This is a genomic window from Streptomyces sp. NPDC025618, assembly GCF_055558795.1.
Genome location: NZ_JBVHLW010000018.1, coordinates 1 through 23,649 on the forward strand (window position 1 = coordinate 1; position 23,649 = coordinate 23,649).

The 23,649-nt window shown below is 71.7% G+C and carries 21 protein-coding genes; 9 read left to right on the forward strand and 12 right to left on the reverse strand.

The window, feature by feature from the left end:
- Window positions 1-529: 529 nt before the first annotated feature.
- Window positions 530-3,307, forward strand: a complete 2,778-nt coding sequence (locus tag ACZ4A5_RS17115) for a M4 family metallopeptidase (protein WP_467583847.1) — start codon at window positions 530-532, stop codon at window positions 3,305-3,307.
- An 82-nt stretch (window positions 3,308-3,389) separates the two neighbouring features.
- Here ACZ4A5_RS17115 and ACZ4A5_RS17120 read toward each other — a convergent pair whose 3' ends face one another.
- Window positions 3,390-4,259, reverse strand: coding sequence for a lysozyme (locus ACZ4A5_RS17120; protein WP_467583850.1), 870 nt, complete (start codon window positions 4,257-4,259; stop codon window positions 3,390-3,392).
- Window positions 4,260-4,474: 215 nt separating this feature from the next.
- Here ACZ4A5_RS17120 and ACZ4A5_RS17125 point away from each other — a divergent pair, with 215 nt between their 5' ends.
- Window positions 4,475-4,948, forward strand: coding sequence for a MarR family winged helix-turn-helix transcriptional regulator (locus ACZ4A5_RS17125; protein ID WP_467583853.1), 474 nt, complete (start codon window positions 4,475-4,477; stop codon window positions 4,946-4,948).
- 274 nt (window positions 4,949-5,222) lie between these two features.
- Here ACZ4A5_RS17125 and ACZ4A5_RS17130 read toward each other — a convergent pair whose 3' ends face one another.
- Window positions 5,223-5,993, reverse strand: a complete 771-nt coding sequence (locus ACZ4A5_RS17130; RefSeq protein WP_467583855.1) for a hypothetical protein — start codon at window positions 5,991-5,993, stop codon at window positions 5,223-5,225.
- A 235-nt stretch (window positions 5,994-6,228) separates the two neighbouring features.
- Between ACZ4A5_RS17130 and ACZ4A5_RS17135 the strand changes: the two genes are divergently transcribed.
- The 5 genes from ACZ4A5_RS17135 to ACZ4A5_RS17155 are packed head-to-tail and all read left to right on the forward strand — an operon-like array spanning window position 6,229 to window position 11,831.
- The gene (locus ACZ4A5_RS17135; protein WP_467583858.1) at window positions 6,229-8,874 is read left to right on the forward strand and encodes a sensor histidine kinase; all 2,646 of its coding nucleotides are present in this window, start codon (window positions 6,229-6,231) and stop codon (window positions 8,872-8,874) included.
- Window positions 8,871-9,386 carry a roadblock/LC7 domain-containing protein gene (locus ACZ4A5_RS17140; RefSeq protein WP_398870480.1) on the forward strand — a complete coding sequence of 172 codons (516 nt, stop codon included), beginning with the start codon at window positions 8,871-8,873 and terminating at the stop codon, window positions 9,384-9,386. Before ACZ4A5_RS17135 ends, ACZ4A5_RS17140 begins: the two co-directional genes overlap by 4 nt.
- Window positions 9,383-9,835 carry a DUF742 domain-containing protein gene (locus ACZ4A5_RS17145; protein WP_467583863.1) on the forward strand — a complete coding sequence of 151 codons (453 nt, stop codon included), beginning with the start codon at window positions 9,383-9,385 and terminating at the stop codon, window positions 9,833-9,835. Before ACZ4A5_RS17140 ends, ACZ4A5_RS17145 begins: the two co-directional genes overlap by 4 nt.
- A 28-nt stretch (window positions 9,836-9,863) precedes the next feature.
- Entirely contained in the window at window positions 9,864-10,490 is a 627-nt protein-coding gene (locus ACZ4A5_RS17150) for a GTP-binding protein (protein ID WP_467584121.1), read from the forward strand.
- A 57-nt stretch (window positions 10,491-10,547) separates the two neighbouring features.
- On the forward strand, window positions 10,548-11,831 hold the full coding sequence (locus ACZ4A5_RS17155; RefSeq protein WP_467583866.1) for a styrene monooxygenase/indole monooxygenase family protein: 1,284 nt from the start codon (window positions 10,548-10,550) through the stop codon (window positions 11,829-11,831).
- A 296-nt stretch (window positions 11,832-12,127) separates the two neighbouring features.
- On the opposite strand, the gene ACZ4A5_RS17160 is transcribed toward ACZ4A5_RS17155, so the two are convergent.
- The 5 genes from ACZ4A5_RS17160 to ACZ4A5_RS17180 form a co-directional block, all read right to left on the reverse strand.
- Complete coding sequence (locus ACZ4A5_RS17160) at window positions 12,128-13,273, reverse strand: C40 family peptidase (protein ID WP_467583869.1); 1,146 nt, start codon at window positions 13,271-13,273, stop codon at window positions 12,128-12,130.
- Window positions 13,274-13,396: 123 nt separating this feature from the next.
- Window positions 13,397-13,708, reverse strand: a complete 312-nt coding sequence (locus tag ACZ4A5_RS17165) for a hypothetical protein (protein ID WP_467583872.1) — start codon at window positions 13,706-13,708, stop codon at window positions 13,397-13,399.
- Window positions 13,709-13,767: 59 nt separating this feature from the next.
- Complete coding sequence (locus tag ACZ4A5_RS17170; RefSeq protein WP_467583875.1) at window positions 13,768-14,523, reverse strand: AAA family ATPase; 756 nt, start codon at window positions 14,521-14,523, stop codon at window positions 13,768-13,770.
- Window positions 14,524-14,569: 46 nt separating this feature from the next.
- On the reverse strand, window positions 14,570-15,313 hold the full coding sequence (locus ACZ4A5_RS17175) for a TetR/AcrR family transcriptional regulator (RefSeq protein WP_467583878.1): 744 nt from the start codon (window positions 15,311-15,313) through the stop codon (window positions 14,570-14,572).
- 45 nt (window positions 15,314-15,358) lie between these two features.
- Window positions 15,359-16,294, reverse strand: a complete 936-nt coding sequence (locus ACZ4A5_RS17180) for an AurF N-oxygenase family protein (protein WP_467583881.1) — start codon at window positions 16,292-16,294, stop codon at window positions 15,359-15,361.
- A 211-nt stretch (window positions 16,295-16,505) separates the two neighbouring features.
- On the opposite strand from ACZ4A5_RS17180, the gene ACZ4A5_RS17185 reads away from it, so the two are divergent.
- A complete protein-coding gene (locus ACZ4A5_RS17185) occupies window positions 16,506-17,639 on the forward strand; it encodes a ferritin-like domain-containing protein (protein ID WP_467583884.1) in 1,134 nt (377 codons plus the stop codon).
- A 173-nt stretch (window positions 17,640-17,812) separates the two neighbouring features.
- Window positions 17,813-18,619 carry a polysaccharide deacetylase family protein gene (locus tag ACZ4A5_RS17190; RefSeq protein ID WP_467583886.1) on the forward strand — a complete coding sequence of 269 codons (807 nt, stop codon included), beginning with the start codon at window positions 17,813-17,815 and terminating at the stop codon, window positions 18,617-18,619.
- 78 nt (window positions 18,620-18,697) lie between these two features.
- On the opposite strand, the gene ACZ4A5_RS17195 is transcribed toward ACZ4A5_RS17190, so the two are convergent.
- The 5 genes from ACZ4A5_RS17195 to ACZ4A5_RS17215 form a co-directional block, all read right to left on the reverse strand.
- Window positions 18,698-20,233: an amino acid permease gene (locus tag ACZ4A5_RS17195; protein WP_398870490.1), complete on the reverse strand. Its 1,536-nt coding sequence runs from the start codon at window positions 20,231-20,233 to the stop codon at window positions 18,698-18,700.
- 86 nt (window positions 20,234-20,319) lie between these two features.
- Complete coding sequence (locus ACZ4A5_RS17200; RefSeq protein WP_467583889.1) at window positions 20,320-21,243, reverse strand: hypothetical protein; 924 nt, start codon at window positions 21,241-21,243, stop codon at window positions 20,320-20,322.
- Window positions 21,244-21,747: 504 nt separating this feature from the next.
- Window positions 21,748-21,894, reverse strand: coding sequence for a hypothetical protein (locus ACZ4A5_RS17205; protein ID WP_467583891.1), 147 nt, complete (start codon window positions 21,892-21,894; stop codon window positions 21,748-21,750).
- A 125-nt stretch (window positions 21,895-22,019) separates the two neighbouring features.
- Window positions 22,020-23,051 (reverse strand): WXG100 family type VII secretion target, encoded by a 1,032-nt coding sequence (locus ACZ4A5_RS17210; protein WP_467583893.1) that lies wholly within the window; start codon window positions 23,049-23,051, stop codon window positions 22,020-22,022.
- A 15-nt stretch (window positions 23,052-23,066) separates the two neighbouring features.
- Window positions 23,067-23,495 carry a hypothetical protein gene (locus ACZ4A5_RS17215; protein ID WP_467583895.1) on the reverse strand — a complete coding sequence of 143 codons (429 nt, stop codon included), beginning with the start codon at window positions 23,493-23,495 and terminating at the stop codon, window positions 23,067-23,069.
- Window positions 23,496-23,649 lie beyond the last annotated feature (154 nt).

Sequence of the window (23,649 nt, forward strand, 5' to 3'; positions counted from 1 at the left end):
CGAAACACGAGCCGACCTCCATCTCGGAATGCTTCAACTCGCCTGCAACATAATCTGCTTGAGACGACTCCGAACCTCATTCTGAAACCATCAGTCAGTACGAGTCAGGGTGCCCGCACCGCGTTCCAGGTCCTCAGCCCGGAAGTCCCACCCCCGGCACCCACCACAACCAAAGCCCGTCCGGCGATTGAGGACGCGCCCGAAGGGCGTCCCCGCCGCAGGCGGCAACGAACCCGCACCCGGCAACGAACCCGCACCCAACAGCGCCCACCCCGGGCCCCCGCCCCCAACGCTTTCCGGTCAACTTCGACGTGGACTTCACCCCTTCCCCCGCGACTGAGCGGACCGCCGCACGGCCGAAAGCCGTCCCCAGGGCCTTACGCATCATTGTTCAGCCCTCGTCCCGCCGGTTGCATGTGCCCCGACCGCACATGTTCCGGACGTACGAGGGGGATCAACCTTGCGCAAATCCAGAGCACGTTCAGGCAGATCGGCCGCGAAGAGCGGCATAGCAGGGGCGGCAGCGCTGATGGGCGTTGCCGCCCTTGTCGTGAGCGCGGTGCCGGGGCAGGCCGTCGCCGCTTCCGGCAAGGATCCCGGGAAGGCTCCCGGTGAGGTGATTCCGGGGAAGGGAACCTCCACCCCCTCCCTGGTCGACGGCATCCGCGAAGGCGTGCGGGCGAGCGGCAGCGCGGCCGACGCCGCGCGTGAACACCTCGCCGACAAGCAGAGCCGCTATCACATCGCCGCCCCGGGGCGCGATCTGCGGCCCGTGCAGACGGCGGCCTCGGGGCGGGAAGAGATCGTCCGGCTCCAGCAGAAGTACGGGGGCGTGGACGTCCTCGGCGGGCAGTACGTCGTACGGATGGAGAAGAAGGACGGCAAGCGCGTCGTCACCGGCACCTCCGGGAAGTACTTCACCGGTCTGAGGGCCGGCACCAAGGCCGAGGTGAGCGAGGAGCTCGCGGTGCGGCGGGCCGTCGAGGCGACGTTGCGCGAGCTCGGCGGCACCTGGCTCGGCACCGGGTCCAAGGCGGCGCGGTCCCTGAGCGGCACCGCGCGCGGCCTGGTGGTCGTGCCCAAGGGGCCCGGCGTCCTCACGCACCACGTCACCGTGCGCGGCACCGACCCGGCCGACGGCCGGCCCGTGCTGCGCGAGGTCTACATCGACGCCAAGGCCGGCTTCCCGGTGCTCCAGTACAGCGGCATCAAGACCTTCGGGGACAGCACGGGCAGGTCCGCCGCCACGGCGTCCGCGAAGACCGCCGCGGCGGCGGCGAAGAGCCCCGCGAAGCCCGCGGACGGCGTGAGCCCCGGCATCGCGGGCTCCGGCGTGAAGTACGACGGCACCACCGTCGAACTCGGGCTCTTCAAGGACACCGCCCGCAACGAGTACGTCATGCGCGACTACTCCCGGATGTGGGACTCCACCAAGAACCTGATCTCCACCTGGGACGCGCGCGGCAAGGACGTCAGCGAGGCGTCCGGCAACTGGCCCGCCGGCATCAAGGAGGTCGGCTCGCCCGGCCCGAACTTCGGCAAGGACGCCACCGAGTCGGGCGCCGTCGACGCCCACTGGGCGGCGGGCAAGGTCTACGACTACTACAAGAAGGTCCACGGCCGGAACAGCCTGGACGGCCGTGGCATGGCCATCAACTCCCTGGTCGGCGTGACCCAGTTCGGCGGCGCGTACGTCAACGCCTTCTGGGACGGCACCAAGATGGTGTACGGCGGCGGCGACGAGGAGTACAAGACGCTCTCCGCCGACCTCGACGTCGTCGGCCACGAGATGACGCACGGCGTCGTGGAGAACTCCGCCAACCTCGTCTACGCGGGCCAGTCCGGCGCCCTCAACGAAGCGCTCGCCGACTACTTCGGCAACTCCATCGCCGTGGACGCCGCGGGCATGTCCATGGACGACCCGGACGCGGGCCTGCTGGGCGGCGACCTCTGCCGTACGAAGACCCCGCGGCAGTGCGCCTTCCGTGACCTGAACGACGGCAAGACGACGTCCAAGAACTTCGTCGGCGTCGGCTTCTCCACCGACAACGGTGGCGTGCACATGAACTCCACCCTCTTCTCCGGCGCGCTGTGGAACATCCGCCGGGACGTGGGCCGCACGCTCGCGGACAGGATCGTCTACAAGGCGCTCACGGAGTACATGACCCCGCTGGACGGCTTCACCGAGGGCCGTGAGGCGGTGCTCGCCGCAGCGAGGTCGCTCGGGGCCTCCGCCAAGGACCTGAACACCGTCACGCGCTCCTTCAACGCCCGCGGCATCGTGCCCAACTGGGAGCAGGCCCTCGGCGTCGACACCGACGTGCTGTCCGACAGGCTGAACACCGCGGGCACCGGCGTGGGCGCGGGCGGCGGCTGGTGGGCCGCGTCGCGGTCCAACGACGACGGCTCCGAGGCGTACTCGATCTGGGCGGGCCGCGCGGACGGATCGGGCTCCCCGAAGCTGATCAGCCCCAACGACGGGCGCTACCACGCCTACCCGGCCACGGACGGCAGGACCGTGGTGTGGGTCGCGGTCGGCAAGGACGGCATGGACGTGCTGTCCCGCCCGCTCGCGGGGGGACCCACCAAGAAGCTCTATTCCAGCGCGGTGATCAACGCGGTGCGCGTCGAGGGCGACGTCGTGGTCCTGGAGGAGCAGGGCGCATCCGGTGCCCGTCACGTCGGCTACCTGCGCCCCGGTGACAAGGCCCCGACCTGGGTGGACGGCCGGCGCGACGACACCGAGACGGCCATGCCGTCGGTCGGCGGCGGCCGGATCGCCTATGCCCGGATCACCTCGCAGGGCGACGACTTCCAGTCCGTCACCGAGGTGCTGGACCCGAAGACGGGCAAGGTGGCGCAGACGGGCGGCAACCGCAGGCCCTCGGCGATCGGCCAGACCGGCATCAACGGCACGCACGTCTTCTGGCTTGCGCACGAGTTCGACGCCCAGGACAAGGGGAGCTCGGCGGTGCGGCGGGCGAACCTCGACGGTACGGGCGTGACCGACCTCAGCAAGGAGCAGGGCCCGCAGTCGCTCTTCCCCCTCGACCTGACGGCCTCGGAGAGCGCCGTGACGGTCACCTCGCTGCCGCCGGAGACCACGACCGGCAACGAGGCGCTGCCGAAGCTCTACCAGTTCGCGGCGGACGGCTCGACCGACCCCGCGCGGGCGCGGGTCTCCTGCAACCGCGGTGAGCAGTCGTCGGCCGCGGCGGTGGGCGGCAAGCAGGTGGTGTGGCTCGACGGCACCACCGGTTACACCGACCTGGTCACCCGCACCCGCCCGGCGGGTTCCTGCGGCTGACGCGTGAGGTGAGGCAACGAACCGGGCCCCCGCCGCCGATGTGCGGGGGCCCGGCGCTCTTGCGGGCGGATGGTGGTGCGGTTCAGCCGCCGGCCAGTGCCTGGAGGCGGCTGTAGGAGCCGTTGAAGCGGTTGTGGTCACCGACGGTCGGTCCGGTGTCGGTGTACTGCCAGACGGTGTGGAAGCCCCAGCCCGCCGGGAGCTCGCCGACGGACGAGCCGTAGCGCGGGATCCACAGAGGGTTGACGGAGCCGAAGCCGCCGTAGTTGCCGGTGCACTGCTTCCACCAGCCCGTCGCGGTGTAGATCATCGCGTCGCGGCCGGTGCGCGCGCGGTACGTACGGAGGAAGTCCGCGATCCAGCTCCGCAGCGCGCTCCCGCTCATGCCGTAGCAGACCGAGCCGTAGGGGTTGTACTCGATGTCGAGCACCCCCGGCAGCGTCTTGCCGTCACCGGACCAGCCGCCGCCGTGCGTCGCGAAATAGGCGGCCTGGGCGGCGCCGCTGGAATTGTCGGGCAGAGCGAAATGATAGGAGCCGCGGATCATTCCCGCGTCGTAGGAGCCGTCGTACTGCTGGGCGAAATAGGGATTGGTGTAGCTCGTGCCCTCGGTGGCCTTCACATAGGCGAAGCGGTTGCCGCTGTTCCAGAGTGTGGACCAGGGGACGTTCCCGTTGTGGCTGCTGACGTCGACGCCCTCGACGGAGGCGCTGAGCGAGGGCGGAGGCGTGCGGCCCGTCTGCGGCTCGTGGCGGCGGACGGTGGAACCGAGCCAGTCCTGCTCGGGGTGGGAGGGCCGCTTGCCGCCCGGCGTGGGGGAGGCGGCGAGCGCGGTGCCGGGCAGGGCGACGACCAGGGCCAGCAGGGCGGCGAGCAGGGAGAGCAGGGGGATGCGGACGCCGGCAGCCGTGGGGGACTGCCGGCGCGGTGGAGCGGGTCTGAGCTCGGGCATGGCGGACTCCGGGGAGCGGTGTGGGGGGAGTGCCGTAGGACACGACTACGTTGGTGTGACCATGTCATACCCAAAATATCGAGCACGGACTCGTCGGCCTCACGGGGACGCGGTGCTGTTGCCGGTCCCATCCTGCGAAATACTTACGGAGCTGCGGCTATGTGCCGCGGTCCACGAGAATTTTCAGCAGCCGGAAAGCCGGAGAGGGCCTCGACGTGCACCAGACGACTCCCCCGCACCCCGAGGACAGCAATGGTGTGGACCAGGCTTACCTCGCACTGGAACGCGAACTGGCCGTCTTCCTCCGCCGCGCCCGCGCCTCCTCCGGCGAGATGGCCCGCGCCGTCCACCCCGAACTGGAGGCGGCCGCCTACGGCCTCCTCGTCCGGCTGGAGGACGCGGGGGAGCAGCGCGCGACGGATCTCGCGGCGTACTTCGGCGTCGGCAAGGCGACCATGAGCCGGCAGCTGCGGGCCCTCGGCGACCTCGGGCTCGTCGCCCGGACCCCCGACCCCGCGGACGGCCGCGCGTCCCTGGTCCGCATCACGGACGAGGGCCGCGCCCGCTTCACGCGCGTCCGCGACGCGCGGCGGGCTCATCATGTGCGCAAGCTGGCGGACTGGGATCCTCGGGAGATCGCCGAACTGGCCCGTCTGCTCCGCCAGTTGAACGTGAGCGCGGAGGGGTAGGGCGGGGTTCGGGTGCGGACCGACTGCGCCTGCGGCGGGAGCGCCCTGCGGGCGCGTCCTCAAACTCCCCCAGCTACCGCTGGGAGGTGCCCCCAACGGGCTGATTTGGCTGATCTGAGTGCGCCATCCAGCCCGTCCGGCGTTTGAGGACAACGCGCGAAGCGTGTTGCTGGGGGTCCGGGGTCTCCCCGGTTTCGGGAAGGGGCGGGGCTGGGGAAAGAGCCCGCCGCAGGCGCAGCCGGACCGCTCCCCGGGACCGAACCGCCGCCAACGGCTAGAGCTCCGCGAACACCACCGCCGCATCATCATGCCCCTTCCCCCGCACCAACCCCCGCCGCCCCGGATCCGACTCCGCACATCGCACCGCGTCGATCAGAGCCTGCGGCCCCTCCTTCGACAGCAGCCCGAAGCACGCCGGCCAGTCCCCCTCCCCGAAGACCTCCACCCACCGCCCCGCCCCGTCCGTGAGCGCCGCCAGCGCCCGCACGGACGCGCGCGGTGACACACCGGTCACGGCCAGGGCGGCGACCGACGGTGAGGCGGCGGCCGTGAAGAAGCCGCCGGGGGCGTTGCGTTGCCCGTCCGTCACGGGGCCCCGCGCGCGCAGCCGGTCGATGCGGTCGTCGAGGACCGCCCTCACCGTGCCGTCGGGTGCCTCGACGAGGAGGACGGAGTCGGAGAGGACGAGGTGCTCCACGCGCTCGTCGTCCCAGCGGGCCACGACGACGGTGGCCTGGGGCGTGCGGCGGTGGGTGAGGTCACACGTGGCGCGATGGGCGTCCGCCGTGCGGGAGACCGCCTCCGCGAGGCAGTCGGCGAGCGCGTGACCGGGGCGTGAGACGGCGAGTTCCAGGAGGGCGCCGCCGAGCCGCGCGGTGAACCAGGGGACGCCGTGGGCGCAGCCGGTGTCCCCGGAGGGCGGTGGGGTCACGCCGTCCAGCAGGACGAGCACGCCACCGCGCCCCGAGGCCGGCAGGGCGACGGACGCAAAGTCCTCGTTCGGGTGGTGGGGATCCCCCGGCTGGGTGGCGAGTTCGATGCGCATGGGGCCAGTGTGCCGGATGCCGGAAATCCAGTCGTGCGGGTGCGCATCCTGGAGGCACATGCCGCGTTCTCCAGGTGACGTGCTGACCTGGCCCGTATGCGATGAGTGAAGCATCGCGAGTCAATTCCCGGGCTGGGTTCACTCGTTCGAGTGGCCGGGTGGGCGAAGGGCACCCTCTCCTCAGAGGTGCTGAAAGGGTCAAATCCGTACCAGGGGTGGGGCAGGCGAGAGTGGAATGAGAGCACCGGTGCGGAAGAAGCGGCCGCGGGGCGGCGAGCGGGAGCGGCAGTCCTCGGCGGTGCGGGAGCGCACCGCCCGTGTGCGTAACCGGCTGACCGCCTCCGTCGCGGTCACCGCCCTCACCGTGCTCGCGGCGAGCACCTTCGGCGCCGTGGACGCCACCCGCGAACTCGGCCGCGCCGAGCGGCTCGCGGCCCTCGCCGACGCCGACGGGCCCGCCCTCGGCCTCGCCCACTCCCTCGCGGACGAGCGCGACGCCGCGACGCAGTACGTCGCGGGCGGCCGCTCCGACAAGGCGGAAGCGGCCGCCATCAAGACCCAACGCGCCCATGTGGACCAGGAGATCGAGGACTTCCGGCCCGCCGCCCCCGCCGCCCTGCGCGACCGGCTCGACGCCCTCACCGCCGCCCGCCACCAGGCGCTCGACAGTGACGACGCCCTGGCCGTCTTCACCGCCTACACCGGCATCGTCCAGGCGCTGCACGGCGTCGCCGACACCGTGACCCTGCACGGCGGCGCCGGGGGCGACGCCGCGGCCCTCCCCGCCCTCGGCCGCGCCGTCGAGGAGGACTCCGCCACCCGCGCCCTGCTGCTGGGCGCCATCGCCGCGCACGGCGACGCGGCCCTCGTCTCCGCGGCCCAGCGGACCGCCGCCGCGGAGAAGGACGCGCTCGCCGACTTCGACCGGCAGGCGAGCGCCAAGTCCCGCGAGGCGTACGCCGGTACGGTCAGCGGCCCCGACGTCACCGCCGCCGCGGACCACACCACGCGCCTCACCCGTCCCCAGGTCACCGCGGCGGAGCTGGCCGCAGAGCCCGTCGAGCCCGTGCGCTCGGCGCTCAGTTCCCGCCTGGACCTGATGCGCCAGGCCGAGTCCGACCTCGCCGCCAATCAGGCCGACCGCGCCGCGGCACAGCGCCACGACGCGCTCGCCGCGCTGGAGCTGCGCGCCGGGCTGTTCCTCGCATGCCTGATCGTCGCCCTCTTCACCGGCGTACGGACGGCCCGCTCCATCACCCGGCCGCTCACCTCGCTGCGGCTCGGCGCGCGCCGCGTCTGCGCCGACCCCGTCGCCGAGAAGCCGATCGGCTTCAAGGGCCGCGACGACGAATTCGCCGAGACCGCGCGGGCCGTCGACCTCCTCCACGAGACCGTCGTCCGCCAGCAGGAGCGCATCGCCGTCCTCGAAGGCGAGCGCACCCGTCTCATCGCCGCCCGCCACCTGCTCGCCGAGGAGCACGACGCCCTGCGCGAGCGGCACCAGGAGCTCGCCGGGCAGCTGGCGGAGGAGGCGGCCGCCCGCACCGCCGAGCACCCCGGTGACGCGGCCGAGCGGGCCCGCGGCCTCTTCGTCGGGCTCTCCCTGCGCACCCTCGGCCTCGTCGAGCGCCAACTCGCCGTCATCGAGGGCATGGAGACCCACGAGACCGACCCCGAGCGCCTGGAGACCCTCTTCACGCTCGACCACCTCGCCACCCGCATGCGCCGCAACAGCGAGAACCTCCTCGTCCTCGCGGGCACCGAGAGCGTCACCGGGCGGCCCGAGCCCGTACCGCTGCTCGACGTCCTGCGGGCCTCGGCGGGCGAGATCGAGCGGTATCAGCGCGTCCGCATCCAGTCGCTGCCTCCGCACGCCCGGCTCTTCGGCCACGCGTCCGAGGACGTCAGCCACCTCGTGGCCGAACTCCTGGAGAACGCCACGACGTTCTCCCCGCCCGACGCCCAGGTGCAGCTCTCCGGCTGGCTCCTGGAGACCGGCGACATCGCGCTGTCCGTGCAGGACGAGGGCATCGGCATCGCCCCCGACCGCCTCGCCGAGTTCAACGCCCTGCTCGCCGCCCCCGACCCGGACGGCCCGCCCCCCACCGCCCCGGCGGGCGGGGCCGCGTGGGCGGGGCGCGCCCGGGGCGGCATGGACGCCCACCCGGCCGACACCGGCCAGGCGCCGGGCCTCGGTCTGTACGTGGTCGCGCGGCTCGCCGCCCGGCACGGCATCCGCGTCCAGCTGCGCGAGCAGACCACGGGCGGCATCGCGGCCGTCGTCGTGCTGCCCGCCGCGCTCCTGGCCGACGGGCCCCCCACCGTCACCGGCCTCGGCGACACCCCGCCCGTGCCGGGCGCCGCGGCCGCGCCCCCGATCCACCTCCCCGGCTCCATCGCCGAGACCAGCGCGCCCCCGGTGCCCGGGAGCCGGCACCGCGCGCACGCCGCCCCCGCCCCCCTGCCGCCCCTTTCGCCCCTGCCCGTCCACCCGGCGGATCCGCCCACCGGCCACCTCCCGGACGGGATACGGCCCACCGGCCCGCCGCCCGGGGCACCCGTGGTGGGACGGCACGCCCGGCCGTCGGCGCTCGGCGACCCCGCCGCCTTCGCGCCCACCGTCCCCGGCCAGGGCTCCGCCCAGGTCACCGGCAACGGCCTGCCCCGCCGCACCCCCCAGTCCGTGCCGCAGCGGGCCGAGGCGCCCCAGCTGCGCCAGGGCGTCGACGCGGAGGCCCTGCGGCGCAAGCTCGCGGGATTCCAGCGGGGCGCGGCCGAGGGACGCCGCGACGCCGTGGCGGAGTTCGCGGCACGCACCACTGAATCGAACCAAGCGGGGCCGTCTGCTCAGGGCGGCACTGTCGAGGAGGCACGCGGTTGACTGCATTTTCCCGGGAGGCGACTCCCGTCACACCTGTCGGCCCCGCCGTCTACGGGCTGAGTCACGAAGCCCGCAATCTGCACTGGCTGCTGGCCGGTCTCGTCGACGAGGTGCCGGGCGTACGGTCCGTCGCCGTCGTCTCCTCCGACGGCCTGCTGCTGCTCTCCTCCGACCCCGAGCGGACCCCCCGGCCCGGCCTCGACCGGCCCGCCGGACCCCGCGGCTCCACCGGCGACCTCGCCACGATCGTGGCGGGCCTGGGCAGCCTGACGACGGGAGCCGCCTGCCTGATGGACGGCGGCGTCGTCAAGCAGACGATGGTCGCCATGGAAGACGGGAGCCTGTTCGTGATGACGATCAGCGATGGCTCGCTCCTCGGCGTGCACGCGGACCCCGACTGCGACATGAGCGTCATCGCCTATCAGATGGCGCTCTTCGTCGGCCGGGCCGGACACGTGCTCACCCCCGAACTCCGCAGGGAGCTAAGGCAGTCGGTGGAGGCGGTCGAATGAGCCAGGCGGTGCTCTGCCGCAAACCCGCCCGCGTACGCCCCTACTCCCTCACCGGCAGCAGGCCGCGCCGGTGCCGGGTGCTGCTCGTGGAGACGTTCGTGGCCGCGCTCGACGCCCCGGACGATGTCCCGGACCACGCACCGCCCGACGTACCGCCCGACCTACCGCCCGAGCCGGAGCCGCCGGGCGGCAGCGCGCCGCTGCCGCCCCGCTCCGTCCCGGAGGCGCGGCCGCTGCCCGAGGCCCGCGCCATCGTCGAACTCTGCTTCCGGCTGCGCTCGGTCGCGGAGATCGCCGCACTGCTGAAAATGCCCCTGGGGGTGGTCCGGGTGCTGCTCCTTGAACTGGCCGACCAGGGCAGGATCCGCGTCTTCGACACGGGCCACGGCACGGGCCGGCCCGACCGCGCGCTGCTGGAAAGGGTGCTGGGTGGACTTCACAGGCTCTGAAGCCGATCCTCGGAGGGCGGCCCTCGCCGTGCGCGGCGAGGACCCGACGCGCGGGGGACCGCCCGCCGCCCCCGACGTCCCCCGCGGCTGGCAGACCGACCGCAGCCGCGCCCCGCACGCCACGAAGATCGTCGTGGCGGGCGGCTTCGGCGTCGGCAAGACGACCTTCGTCGGCTCCGTCTCCGAGATCACCCCGCTGCGGACCGAGGCGGTCATGACGGTCGCGGGCGAGTCCGTCGACGACCGCAGCGCCACCCCGGAGAAGACGACGACCACGGTCGCCATGGACTTCGGGCGCATCACCCTCGACACCGACCTGGTGCTCTATCTCTTCGGCACCCCCGGCCAGGAGCGCTTCTGGTTCATGTGGGACGACCTGGTGCGCGGCGCCATCGGCGCGGTCGTCATGGCCGACACCCGGCGGCTGGCCGACTGCTTCCCCGCCCTCGACTACTTCGACAGCGCGGGCCTGCCCTACATCGTCGCCGTCAACCAGTTCGAGGGCGCCGAGCGCCATGAACCGGAAGAGGTGCGCGAGGCCCTCGCCCTGCCCCGCCAGGTGCCCCTGATCCAGATGGACGCCCGGCAGCGGGTCGCGGTCGTCGACACCCTGCTGATCCTCGTCGGCCGGGCCCTCGAAGCCACACCCGGATAACCGCCACACCCCGCCCGGTGCGGCGCGGCGCCACGCCCGTACGAAGGAGCTTCACCCATGCGCCGGATCCTCATCGTCGGAGCGGGCCAGTCCGGACTCCAACTGGCCCTCGGCCTCCAGGCCAAGGGGTACGACGTGACCCTGATGTCCCACCGCACCGCCGACGAGGTGCGGGCCGGCCGGATCATGGCACCCCAGTGCCTCTTCCCGACGGCGCTGCGCCACGAGAGCGAGCTCGGGCTCGACTTCTGGACGGACCGGGCCCCGCGCATCGAGGGGCTCGGCGTCTCGGTGGCCGGTCCCGAGGCGGAGAGCGGTGGGCGCACCCGGCTGGTCGACTGGCTCGGCAGGCTCGACGGCTGCGCCCAGTCCGTCGACCGCCGGGTCAAGACGGCCGGCTGGCTGGACACCTTCGCCGAGCGCGGCGGCCGGCTCGTCATCCACGCCGCGACCGTCTCCGACCTCGACGTCCTCGCCGGGCGCTACGACCTGGTGCTGGCCGCCGTGGGCCGGGGCGAGCTGGCGTCCCTGTTCGGCCGGGACGCGGCCCGCTCCCCGCACTCCACCCCGCAGCGCGCCCTCGCCGTCGCCTGTGTGCACGGGCTCGCCCCCCGCCCCGAGCACCCCGCCCTCGAAGCGGTCCGCTGCACCCTCGTCCCCGGCGTCGGCGAGCTCTTCGTCATCCCCACCCTCACCCTCTCCGGCCGCGCCGACCTCCTGCTCTGGGAGGGCCTGCCGGGCGGCCCGCTGGACGTCTTCCGCCAGACGGCGGGCCCGAGCGGGCACCTGGCCCGCTCGCTGGAGCTGCTGGAACGGTTCGCCCCTTGGGAATACGCGCGCGCCACGGAGGTCGAACTGACCGACGCCAACGCCACGCTGGCCGCCCGCCATGTCCCGACCGTCCGGCACCCCGTCGCCCGGCTGCCCTCGGGCGGCCTCGTCCTGGGCGTCGCGGACACGGTCGTCGCCGACGACCCCGTCACCGGCCAGGGCGCCAGCTCCGCCGCCAAGTGCGCCGCCTCCTACCTCGCGTCGATCGTGGAGCGGGGGGAGGGGCCCTTCGACGAGGCGTGGATGCGGGCCACGTTCGACCGCCACTGGGCATCCGCCCGGCACACGACCCGCTGGACGAACGCGATGCTCGGCCCGGTGCCGGAGCATGTGCTGACGCTGATGAGGGCGGCCGCCAGCTTTGACGCTGTGGCGGACCGGCTGGCCCGGGGCTACGACGATCCGTCGGATCTGGAGGGCTTCTTCTTCGACGCCGAACGGGCGGAGCGGTACGTGGCGAGCGTGGCGGGTTCCTTCCCCCCAGCCCCGCCCCTTCCCGGCTGCGTCTGATGCGGGGTGCGGGTTTCGTCGCCGCCTGCGGCGGGAGCGGCCTTGGGGGTCCCCCCGGACGAAGTCTGGGGGAGCGTCCTCAAACTCCCCCAGTTAACGCTGGGAGGTGCCCCCAACGGGCTGGTTATGGCTGAGCTCAGCCATAACCAGCCCGTCCGGCGTTTGAGGACAACGCGCGAAGCGTGTTGCGGGGTCCGGGGCGCGGCCCCCCACGCGGCGGAGCCGCACATCAGACGCAGCCGGGATGGGGCGGGGCTGGGGAAAAGCCCGCCGCAGGCGCACGCACACCCCAGCGCTCAGGACGGCGCCCCCGACCCCCCGTACCCCGCATCGGACCCGCCCGCCGAACCACTCGGCAGGGCGGCCGGCGGATCGTAGTCCCGCAACGGCGGAGCATCCGCGTCCGGCCGCACCACCCCCAGCAGCGGATTCGCCGCGATCGGCGAGACCTTCACCGTCGCCCCGGGACGGGGGGCCTGTATGACAAGGCCGTTGCCGATGTAGATCGCGACATGTGTCGCCCCCTCGAAATAGATCACGAGGTCACCGGGGCGGATCCGGTCCAGCGGCACCTTCGGCAGGGACTTCCACTGCTCCTGGCTCGTCCGCGGGATGATGTCACCCGCGTGGGCCCACGCCTGCGAGGTGAGGCCGGAGCAGTCGAAGGACTCGGGGCCGGCCGCGCCCCACACATAGGGCTTGCCGATCTGCCGGTACGCGTACTCCAGCGCCTTCCCGCCGAGCGCGGACGGCATGGCCGATCTCCCGAGCCGCCCGGAGGCGAGCAGCTTGCGCTGGGCCTCGCCGATGTCCTTCTGCTCCAGCTTGCGGAGCTCGGAGAGCTGCTCACCGGTGAGCGAGGCCAGCATCCTCTCGACCTGGTCGAGGCTCTTGCGCACATCGTCGCGCTGCTGCTTCTGCTGGGCGGCGAGTGTCTGCTGGGCGTTGAGGGCGTCCTGCGCCTTGCCCGCGAGGTCCGCGGCCCGCTTCTCGTTCTCCGTGAGCCGGCCGACGGTGGCGGCGCGCTGCCCGGCGGCCCGCTGGAGCTGGTGGCCCCGGTCGAGGGCCTGCTGGGGGTCGGCGCTGAAGAGGAAGCCCATGTACGGGGAGAGGGTGCCGCTGCTGCCCTGGTACTGCTCCCGGGCGAGCCGCCCGGCGGCGTCCCGGCTGCCGGTGAGCGCGATCCGCGCGTCGGCCAGCTGCTCGTCTATCTTCTTCACCTGGTCGCGCTGCTTCTTCAGGCGCTCCTCGGTGGCGTTGTACTTCTCCGTCGCTTCCTCGGTCTTGCGGTAGAGCGACTGGAGCTGGGAGAGCAGGGAGCTCACGGGCTGGTCGGGCGGGTCGGCGGGGGCCGCCGACGCCATGGGCGCGGGCAGTGCGACCGACGCGGCGCCGGCTATCAGCGCCGCCGTGCAGACAGCGCGCACGAACCGTCCTGACACGGGCTCACCTCCGATGCGTGGGCGTGATCGTCAGCCCAAGGAGGATCGTGCCATGGTGGCCGCCGTTACGGCAGTGGGGTGGGCGAATCCGCCTAACCTGCTCACCCCCTGGTTCCCCTGCCGTCACCCGTTCGGCGGGCGCGTGCCACCGCCGCCCGGGCCGCCTTGCGCGCCGGGGCGCGACCAGGGCCATCTGAGGCCGCCGCCGGGGGTGCCGTCCGGGTCGTACTCGTACTTCCAGCCCTTGTGCAGCCCCAGCCGCTTCGTCGTGGCCGCCTGGACGCGCCTGTACACGTGCACGACCTCGGTCCCCCCGTTTCCGTCCGGCACGGGGATCTCATAGGTCTTCGGCGGGTGCCCGGAGAGCCCGAGCAGTACCGGCAGTACGCGCCCGTCCAGGGGGCCGCCCACGAAGGGCGTATCTTCGCTTCTCACACCACCAGTCTGCGTCAGCCCCGGCCGGGGGCCCGCGTCCGTAGGGCCGCCCGCGCGGGTCAGTCGCGCTCTTCGCGCGGTATGAGGTGCCGGAGATACGCCTCCGGCTCGCTCAGATACCGCCGCCAGTGGTCGACGAGCAGCAGCTCGCTCCACTCCACGGGCGTGATGCCGTGCTCCCCGACCTCCAGGATCCGCGCGCCGGGCGTCGACGCGAGCACGGGGGAGTGGGTCGCGCAGATCACCTGGGCACCCGAACGGCCCAGCCGGTGCATCAGCGCGACGAGCCGCAGGCAGGAGGCGAAGGACAGCGCCGCCTCCGGCTCGTCCATCACATAGAGCCCCGGCTGCTGGAACATCGCCTCGAAGACGGTCAGGAAGCCCTCGCCGTGGCTCATCTCCGAGGTGTTCTCCTCCCAGTAGCCCGGCAGCCCCCACACCGTCTCCATCAGGCCGAACGCGGTCTCGGCCCGCAGGAAATAGCCCTTCTTCCGCGTCCGCGGGCCGGTCATCATGCGGGCGCCGGCCGAGGTCAGGTCCAGGCGCATGGCGCCGCCGAGCACCGACGGCGGCCGGTCGTTCCCGTACTTCCGCCCGGCCCGGCCGCCGCGCCCGTCCAGCCCGTACGCCTCCGCTATCGCCTCGACGACGGTCGACTTGCCCGACCCGTTCTCCCCGACGAGGAAGGTGACCGGGGCGTCGAAGGCGATCCCCTCACCGAGGAGCTCCTTCACACACGGCACGGCCCAGGGCCAGCCACCCCCCTCGCGGCCGTCGACGAGCTCGGGCGGTACGTAAGCGCGGTTCACGAGCATGCTCACGAGCGTACGAGGGGGGTCTGACATCGGCCCGGGGCCGCCGCTACAGCAAATGCTCCGCCGCCGAGAGCATCGGCGTGATCCGGCGCGCCAGCGTTCCCGCGCGGCCGTCCGGGGCCTCCAGGGACAGGACGGCCTCGACCACCCGGCCCGCCTGTTCGTCGCCCGCCCCGGTGGCCAGCAGGAGGGCCAGGAACTCGTCGACCAGCAGGTCGCGCAGCTCGGGCAGCGGCGGCTGCTTGCCCTCGTCCAGCCAGATCAGGGACGCCGCCTCGACCGCCGTGATCCACGTGCGGACCATCATCCGCAGCCGGGGGCCCGGCCGGCGGACCCGCAGGTGGGTGAGGACCTGCTCGGCCGCGGCCCGGCGGACGCCGTCGACGATCGCGCCCGTGCGGGAGGTCTCGACGACGCTGCCGCCCTGGAGCAGGGCGCTGAAGCCCGCGTCGTGCTGGTCGACGAAGCCGAGGTAGCGGTCGAGGGCGGCGGACAGCCGGCCGGTGAGCGGGCCGGACTGCGGCTCGGCGAAGCACAGTTGGAGATCGTCCGCCGCGCTGCGCAGCGCCGCCTCGTAGAGCTGGGGCTTGCCGCCGGGGAAGTAGCGGTAGACGAGCGGCCGTGACACCTCGGCGGCGGCCGCGACCTCGTCCAGGGAGACGTCCTCGGGCGCGCGGTGCGCGAAGAGCGCGAGCGCGGCGGCGATCAGCTGGGTGCGGCGTTCCTCGACGCTGAGCCTGCGGTAGGTGGAGCGGGGGGACGGAGTCGGTGCGGTTCCGCTGCCGTTCATGTACGGCAGCGTATCCGCACCTCCGCGCGGGCAGGCCGGGCCGCGTCAGGGCCGCGCGAGCAGGCCGGAGCTCTGCCACAGCCGCCGCCCGAGGCCCCGCATCACCCCGATCTCGTCCAGGAAGTCCGTCAGCCGCTTCGCGCCCGCCTGCATGACCTCCCGCCGGTGGCCGCTCGCCCGCACCTGGGCGACGGCCTCGCGGCGGTCGAGCCCCACGTTCGTATAGACGGCGGGGTTGACGAACGCGAGCGAGAAGACGCGGGCCGCCTCGCCGGAGCTCAGCCGGGTCAGGCCCGCCTCCCAGCGCGGGCAGGTCACCATCTGGCGGCGCAGCTCCTCGCGCGCGTAGCGGACGTGGCGCGCCTCCTCCACGACATGGATGCGGGTGGCGCCGCGGACCACGCTCTGCACGCGCTCGTCGGGGAAGGTCAGGCGCTGCATGTAGTCGAGGATCTCCTCGCCGAGGAGGGTGCAGGCGAAGGAACCGGGCGTGGTGGAGACGGACTTGAGAATCCTGGCCAGATTGTGATGCAGCCCGGAGACCGGATAGGTGGGGGCGCCCGACTTCTCGACCATGCGGGCGAACATCTTGGAGTGCCTGCACTCGTCGGCTATCTCGGTGAGCGCGTAGCGGACGTGCGCGCTGCCGACCGGCTTGTCGTAGATGTGCCGGACCAGCAGCTGCATCAGGATGATCTCGAACCAGATGCCCAGCGAGGCGAGCGACGCGGCCTCGTGCCGGGAGAGCTCCAGGCGCTGCTCCTCCGGCATCCTCCGCCACATCGGGGTGCCGTAGAGGGAGAGCAGCTCGGGCGGCCAGAACCACTTGCCCTCTTCGAGGGGCGCGTCCCAGTCCAGTTCGGTGTCGGGGTCGAAGGAGTGCTTCGCCGAGGACTCCAGCAGGCGCTCGGCCGTTCTCTCGCGGTCCTTGAGCAGGCCGAGCGCGTCCCGGAGCGGCTCTCGTGCGGTCTCGGTGGTCATGGCTGAGGACACCTCGTCTATGGGTTACCCGCGGTCACCCGCTTATGAGACTGCTTGTCAGCAAGGACGTCAATCCCCTTCGCGCAAGCTTTCGGCTTACGCGTACAGGACCGGCCACCCGGTCATTGACCCGGCGGTAACCACCGTGTGAGCCTGCCAACTGTCCACCCGCGCACGGGACATGCGGGCCACATCAGGGACGGGAGGCGTCATGACGACGCGGGATCTCACGCAGCGGAACTCCTACGCCCACGACCCCGGGGCCCCCACCTGGGCGGTCCCCGCCACCGGCGCCGCCCGCCTCGCCTGGGACTACGGGGGAGGCAGGGACAACCTCCTCGCCCTCTACCAGAAGGGCAAGGACAAGCAGTGGGACGCCGTCACCCGGATCGACTGGGGCCTGCCCGTCGACCCGTACGACCCGCTCGGCGTCCCGGACGAGAACCTGCCCGTCCACGGCACTCCTTACTGGACGCGGATGAGCGAGGCCGACAAGCGCGAGCTGCGCCGCCGCTACGCCGCCTGGCAGTTCAGCCAGTTCCTGCACGGCGAGCAGGGCGCCATGGTGTGCGCTGCGCGCATCGTGGAGTCCGTGCCCGACCTGGACGCGAAGTTCTACTCCGCGACCCAGGTCATGGACGAGGCCCGGCACGCGGAGATCTACAGCCGCTTCCTGCGGGAGAAGGTCGGGCTGCTCCACCCCATCGACGACAACCTCGCCTCGCTGCTGGACGACACCCTGCGGGACTCGCGCTGGGACATGCCCTATCTGGGGATGCAGGTGCTCATCGAGGGCCTCGCCCTCGCCGCCTTCGGCATGCTGCGCGACACCACGGACAAGCCGCTGCCGAAGCAGATCCTCGCGTACGTCATGCAGGACGAGGCCCGCCACGTCGCCTTCGGCCGCATGGCACTGCGCGACCACTACCGGCAGCTGACCGACGCCGAGCGCCGCGAGCGCGAGGAATTCGTCATCGAGGGCTGTTACTTGATGCGGGACCGGCTGCGCGGAGAGGTGGTACTCACCGATTTCGGCATACCGCGGGCCGACGCCGTCGAGCTCAGCGAGCAGTCCGAATTCCTGCGGCTCTTCCGGAAGCTGCTCTTCAGCCGCATCGTCCCGTGTGTGAAGGACATCGGCCTGTGGGGCGAGCGGCTCCAGCGCGCGTACGTCGACATGGGCGTGCTCGAACTCGGCGACAGCAGCCTCGACCTCCTCATGGCCCAGGACGAGGAGGCGGCCGAGCGGCTCGACGCCCGGCGCTTCGCCGCCGAGGAGGCGGCGCGCCGGGCGGAGGTGGCGGCGGTGATCGCCGACGGCGCGGGGGAGGCGGCCGGGAGCTGATCCGGAAGATGTCACTCCACTTTGCCCGGGGAGGACGTTGGGGCCGATAACGCGATGTGTAGGTCTTGTGACCGGTTGGAACCTTCTTTTCGGTATGGGCGTCCTTGCTGTGCACCAGCGGGGTAACTCACTGTGCACCAGCGGGGCAACTCGCACCGAGGGAGGGGAAGTTCATGGCACGACTCAACGCCCGCGCGCGGCACGTCGTGATGACGACGATGTCGATCCTGGCGCTCGCCGCGACCATACCGGGTTGCGTGGCCATGGCCACGGAGGATCCGGGGAAACCGGCACACCGCCAGGACGGCGAGCGGAGCCCGGCGCGGGCGCCGTCCTCGTCCCAGCCGCCGTCCGCACCGGCCACACCGGCCCGAGTCTCGGACGCGATCACTCACGAGTCGGAGACCCCGGGCAAGGCCGTCAACCTGACCATAGACGACGGTCCGGAACCCATCTGGACGCCGAAGGTGCTGGACGTACTGAAGAAGTACGACGTGAAGGCCACCTTCTGCATCATCGGCTCGCGCGCGAAGGAGTATCCCGAGCTCGTCAAAAAGGTGGTCGCCGCCGGTCACCGGCTCTGCGACCACTCCGTGGACCACAACACGGCCATGGACCAGCGCCCCGAGTCCTACCAGCGGCAACAGGTCCTCGACGCCCAGCAGATGATCCTGGACGCGGCGGGCCCCGGCGCCCGGGTGCTCTACTACCGCGCTCCCGGCGGCGCGTTCACCCCGTACAGCCGCGAGGTCGCGGCCTCCCACGGGATGCGCCCGCTCGGCTGGAACGTCGACACGCGTGACTGGACCAACCCCGGCGTCGAACGGATCGTCGACGCCGTCCACCAGGGCCTGCGGGACGGGCCCACCATCCTCTTCCACGACGGAGGCGGTAACCGCGGCCAGACCGTGGCCGCCCTCGACCGGCTCATCCCCTGGCTCAAGGACCAGGGTTACGCTTTCGGCTACCCCAAGGTCTGACACCCTCCGCCGCCCGCACGCGGAACCGATCCCGCGGACCCGCCGCACCGCACGCGGCGGGTCCGTCCGCGACCGGGGCTACCAGCGGAACGCGTCCATCGGCGGCGGGCCGGCCTGCCGCCCGGCGGGCGCCGCGTGCCGCGGGTGCCGCGGGTCCAGGAACCAGTGCCGGGCCGACACCAGCCACCACACGCCCGCGAAGCCCACGACCGCGGCCACCGCGATCGGCGCGTAGTTGAACGTGTCGACGGTGACGGGCCCGGACTGCGGCAGCATGAACAGCACCGTGATCACCGCCACCCAGGAGATCGCGGTGATCCCGACCGGCCTCGACCACCGCCCCAGGTGCCACGGCCCGCGCTCGAACGCCGCGCCCTTGCGGAGCCGCAGCAGGGTCGGCACCGCGTAGGCGATGTAGAGGCCGATCGTGGCGATCGAGGTGACCGCCGCGTACGCCGTGGAGTTGACCAGATAGGGCAGCCCCAGCAGGAAGGCGCCGAGCGCCGCCAGCCACACCGCGTTGGTGGGCGTGCGCGTCTGCGGGTTGATCCGGTGCCAGACCCGCGCGAAGGGCAGCGCGCCGTCCCGCGAGAACGCGTAGATCATCCTGGAGTTGGCCGTCACCGACGCCATCCCGCAGAACAGCTGCGCGACGATCACCACGAGCAGCAGCAGCTTCCCCGCCGAGGCGCCCAGCGCGTCCATGAAGATCTGCGCCGGCGGCACCCCGGTCCCGGTGCCCACCGAGCCCGCCCAGTCCTGGATCGCGTACGTCATCCCGGCCAGCAGCACGAAACCCGCGATCCACGACACCCAGATCGAGCGCACGATGCCCCGCGGCCCGGACACCGAGGCGTCGTTCGTCTCCTCCGTCATATGGGCGGAAGCGTCGTAGCCGGTGAAGGTGTACTGCGCCACCAGCAACGACAGCAGCCCCACATAAAGGCCCGAGCCCCAGCCCGTGTCGTTCACGAAACGCGTGAAGACGAACGACGTCGACCGGTGCCCGTCCGGCACGAAGGCCAGCGCCCCGACGATCAGCAGCACACCCAGCAGATGCCACCACACGCTCACGGAATTCAGAAAGGCGACCAGCCGGACGCCGAAGGTGTTCAGCAGGGCGTGCAGCACGAGCACGGCACCGAAAAGGGCGATCGTGTGGCCGGGCGTCGCCGCGACACCGAACTGAAGGTCCAGATAGGCGTTGAGGAAGGACGCCGCCCCGAAATCGACGCCCGCCGTGCACGCGATCTGGCCCAGCACGTTGAACCACCCGGTGAACCACGCCCACGCCGCCCGCGACCGCTCGGGCGCCATCCGGTGCGCCCAGAAATACAGCCCCGCCGAGGTCGGATAGGAGGAACACACCTCCGCCATCGCCAGCCCGACGACCAGCGTCATCGCGCCGACACCGACCCAGCCCCACATGAGCATCGCCGGGCCGCCGGTCCGCATGCCGAAGCCGTACATCGTCATGCACCCGGAGAGGACCGAGATGATCGTGAACGAGACGGCGAAATTCGCGAACCCGGACATCCGCCGGGCCAGCACCTGGGTATAGCCGAGCTGTCGCAGACGCTCTTCGTCGGAGACGCCGGGTACGTCGAGTGGCACGCGATTCTCTCTCTCGTGATCGTTCCGATGAACGGCGGTCAAGGAATGTGCGGTGCGCTTCTTCTTTGTTCAGGTGTTCCGCTTCGTCAGGTGTTCCGTTCGCTCCCGGGCCGGACGGCGCGGGCCGCCCGCGCCCGGTGCCGGAGGAAGAGCTCCTGTGCGTCCCCGCAGGACGACCAGGGCTCATCGGTGGCGTACGGCCCGATCGCCCGGAAGACGTCGTACGCCTCGGCATGGCGCCCGGCGAAGGCGAGCGCGTGCGCCAGATGGTTCGCGTCGTCCATGAACTGCGCGTGCGGGCGCGGCGGCCGGTGGCGCCACCAGTTCTCCAGCACCTGGTCGATGTGCGGGCAGTCGATCCAGGGGTGGATGCCCGGCCCGTGGCCGCCGGCCCCGGTCCGCGTCCGCCGCCGGTGCGACTCCGCCACCGCCACCAGCGGCAGCACCGCGATCGGCAGCCCCTTGGGCGCGGTGTCCGCCCGCTCCTGCGCCCAGCGGAACATCTCCGCGCCCGAACCGTGGTTCCGCGCGAAGAGATAGGTGAGGACCTCGTGGTGCGCCTCCCGGTTGTACAGATCGCGGGCCACCACCTCGGCCCACACCTGCCGCAGCATCTCCCGGCCGGGGGCGTGCACCCGGATCAGGGCGAGCATCACCACCCAGGGGGAGGGGTCCGCCGGGGCGGCCTCGGCGGCGGCCAGGCAGGTGGCCCAGGACCGCTCCATCTCCGCGCGGCCCCCGTCCACCCCGCGGATCATCGACCGCAGCGCCCGCACGTGCGCCAGCAGCGCGAGCGCGTCGGCGGACCCGGGCTCGGCCCGCGCCCAGGTGTCCGCGAACCGCAGCGTCGCGCCGGCCCGCGCCAGCACCTGGAGCCGGAAGACGCGCCGGTCCCAGTCGCCCCCGGTCGCCGCGAGCAGATCCCGGGGCCCTTCCCACCGCCCCATGCAAGCGTCCTCCAGCGCGGCGGGCAGGTCGGGATCGTCCCGGGCGGGATGCGTCCGAAGCACCTGCTCCCCACCCCGCCGAAACCTCACGGCCCGCCCGCCCTCTCGCTGCCCGATGTGCCTGACATCGCGTCAAGAAGCCGTCCAGCGGCCCGAGATGGCGTCTCGACGGCGGCACCATACCCCGCGGAGGGTCGCGCGGGAGGGGGCTGGGACGGGTGGGAATGCGGTCCGGGAGCGTCCGGATACGACGAAGAGCCGGACCCAGTGGGACTGGGTCCGGCTCTTCGATCGCGGCATCCGCCAAGCTCACATCCCAACTTCGGGAGGTGATCAGGCGAGTGCCCCCGGCAGGATTCGAACCTGCGCACACGGCTCCGGAGGGCGTGGTCCGTCCCGCCCGAATCTGGCCGCTGAGCTGCGCGGACGTGATCGGGGAGCCACAGGGGCCATGGATTCACGCGTCGCTCACGCGATACACCCCGGCGGCGAGCGTCCAGCGACCCGTTGCCGCATCCTCCGGGCGCACATCCAATCCATGAGGGGCTGCAACCCGAGCCGCCTGGGTCAGCGACGTCTGGCCCGGTACGGTGGCCTCTTCGACAGGACCACGATGTACCCCACGGCGAGAGCCAGGCCCAGGATCCCGATCCCGATAAAGCCGAGGATTTCGAGCACGCCGGCACCCGTGGAGAAGCCATCGACGGTGCCCACGACTCCGGCCACCGTCCCTAGAATCCCCAGAAGGAGCGCCCGGTGATTCGCGAAAGGCGCATAGGCGATGGGCTCTTGGCGCCTTCGTCTCGGCTGCGGATTTCCCTGCTGCATTGATTCGCGCCTCACTTCCAGTGAACTTGTCCGGGGTCCTTGGGGGCCATGATCTTCGCATCAGGTCGCTCGGAGGCGTGCATGGCAGGTGTGTAGTAGAAGTCAAGGCCGGTGGCGAGGACACCAGCGGGGAATCCGAAGACCTTGCCGCCGAACACTCCGGCCTTGTTCATCAGTGTGGGTTTGCGGTGCCGTCCTCCGCCGCCGGAGGTCTGCATCAGCCACGCCTCCATGCCCGCCGCGTAACCGGGCGTACCGCCGACGATGTACGAATTCATGCTCTCCCAGTCCCGTTTCCCGAAACTGTCGACAGCGTTCATCCAGGACCGGTAACCGATGAATTCTGCAGCGGGCTTGAGCGTGCGGTTGCCGAACTTGCCGTCCGACGCGTGCTGCATCTTGTCCGCGATCTCCTGGTCGGAGAGCAGCTTAAGCGAAATCTTCTTGTCGTTCTCCCGGCCTTGCTCTCTACGCATTTTCCGCGCGTCCGAGAGGCTCGTCGGGGCGGTGGGAAGGAATCCGCTGTCGTAGCTCTGCTTCATGCTGCGCAGCGTCCAGCTCAGCGTCTCGTCGGTTTCGCTGGCGTCTTCGAGAGCTTGGCGCGTCCGCTCCTTGTAGGACCTGATGGTGGGCTCGTACGCCTTCTGGAGGTGTGCCAGCTCTTCGGGCTTCACCTTCGATGCGTCCACGTAGACCGAGCCGTCGTCAGGCCTGAGCGACAGGTGCTCGTGCCCGGCCAGTTCCGTGGCGATTCCGTCGAGTTCCTTCTTCGCGGATCGGAACGACTCCAGGCAACTGTTCAGGAAGTCGTGGACGCTGCGAGCCTCTTGCTCCGCGTTCGCCAACTGGAAGGACAGTCCTGTAATGGCGGTAGACGCGGCCTCCGCTGATTCCCCTTGCCAGTCCGACTCTTGGAGCCCTTGGGCGACTTGGGTACGGAAGGTTTCCCCCGCGTCGTGAACACGCTTGGGTAGTTGCCCCCAGGCCCCCACTGCGGAGGCCAGCTTCTCCAGGTTCACCTGTCTGAGGTCCGTGTAGGTCAAGGACATAGCGCTCCCTTAGATGATGTCGCCGGGTTTGTACGTGGAGCGGACCTCTTGGAAGCTCTTCTCCGACTGCTTGTCCTGGTGCCCGAAGGAGTCCGCGGCCGACCGCAGGGCCTTTGCCAGCCCCTCTTCGCCGATCTGGTCCGCCACGTACGCGGCGCCCTTCTTCCAGGAGTCGGCGAAGTCGCCGAACGCCCCGCTGGAAGCGAACCCCTTCATTGACCCTGAAGCGTCCGACGTTTTGGACACAGCGTCTGTATGGGCTTCCCTGAATTCCTTGACAGCCTTGTTCACCGCGTTGTCCGCGCGGTCACGCAGCAGGGCAGGCGTTACATGGAGCTTGCCCTGGCCTCCGTCGCCTGCGCTGTTGAGCTGCATGTGCGGGGCCTGTTTTGCCTTGGCCTCGGCGACGAGCTGCGCCCATTCCTCTTCAAACGACATCTATACCCCCTAGCGATAGATACGCCCGTAGCGACGCTATCAGCGTCCCGCTGGGCGGGACGTGCCACGCGTAATCTCCGCGTGCACGAGGGCCCCAGCCAGCTGAACGTCATCGCGAGAGCCCGTGATGCTGGTGCTTGGCGGTGGGCTGCAA

Coding starts and splice junctions, on each gene's coding strand:
- ACZ4A5_RS17130 (WP_467583855.1), bottom strand. CDS start 5,993: ATGCGCATCGAACTCGCCACCCAGCCGGGGGATCCCCACCACCCGAAC.
- ACZ4A5_RS17120 (WP_467583850.1), bottom strand. CDS start 4,259: ATGCCCGAGCTCAGACCCGCTCCACCGCGCCGGCAGTCCCCCACGGCT.
- ACZ4A5_RS17155 (WP_467583866.1), top strand. CDS start 10,548: ATGCGCCGGATCCTCATCGTCGGAGCGGGCCAGTCCGGACTCCAACTG.
- ACZ4A5_RS17175 (WP_467583878.1), bottom strand. CDS start 15,313: ATGAACGGCAGCGGAACCGCACCGACTCCGTCCCCCCGCTCCACCTAC.
- ACZ4A5_RS17185 (WP_467583884.1), top strand. CDS start 16,506: ATGACGACGCGGGATCTCACGCAGCGGAACTCCTACGCCCACGACCCC.
- ACZ4A5_RS17145 (WP_467583863.1), top strand. CDS start 9,383: ATGAGCCAGGCGGTGCTCTGCCGCAAACCCGCCCGCGTACGCCCCTAC.
- ACZ4A5_RS17215 (WP_467583895.1), bottom strand. CDS start 23,495: ATGTCGTTTGAAGAGGAATGGGCGCAGCTCGTCGCCGAGGCCAAGGCA.
- ACZ4A5_RS17180 (WP_467583881.1), bottom strand. CDS start 16,294: ATGACCACCGAGACCGCACGAGAGCCGCTCCGGGACGCGCTCGGCCTG.
- ACZ4A5_RS17115 (WP_467583847.1), top strand. CDS start 530: ATGGGCGTTGCCGCCCTTGTCGTGAGCGCGGTGCCGGGGCAGGCCGTC.
- ACZ4A5_RS17135 (WP_467583858.1), top strand. CDS start 6,229: ATGAGAGCACCGGTGCGGAAGAAGCGGCCGCGGGGCGGCGAGCGGGAG.
- ACZ4A5_RS17190 (WP_467583886.1), top strand. CDS start 17,813: ATGGCACGACTCAACGCCCGCGCGCGGCACGTCGTGATGACGACGATG.
- ACZ4A5_RS17170 (WP_467583875.1), bottom strand. CDS start 14,523: ATGCTCGTGAACCGCGCTTACGTACCGCCCGAGCTCGTCGACGGCCGC.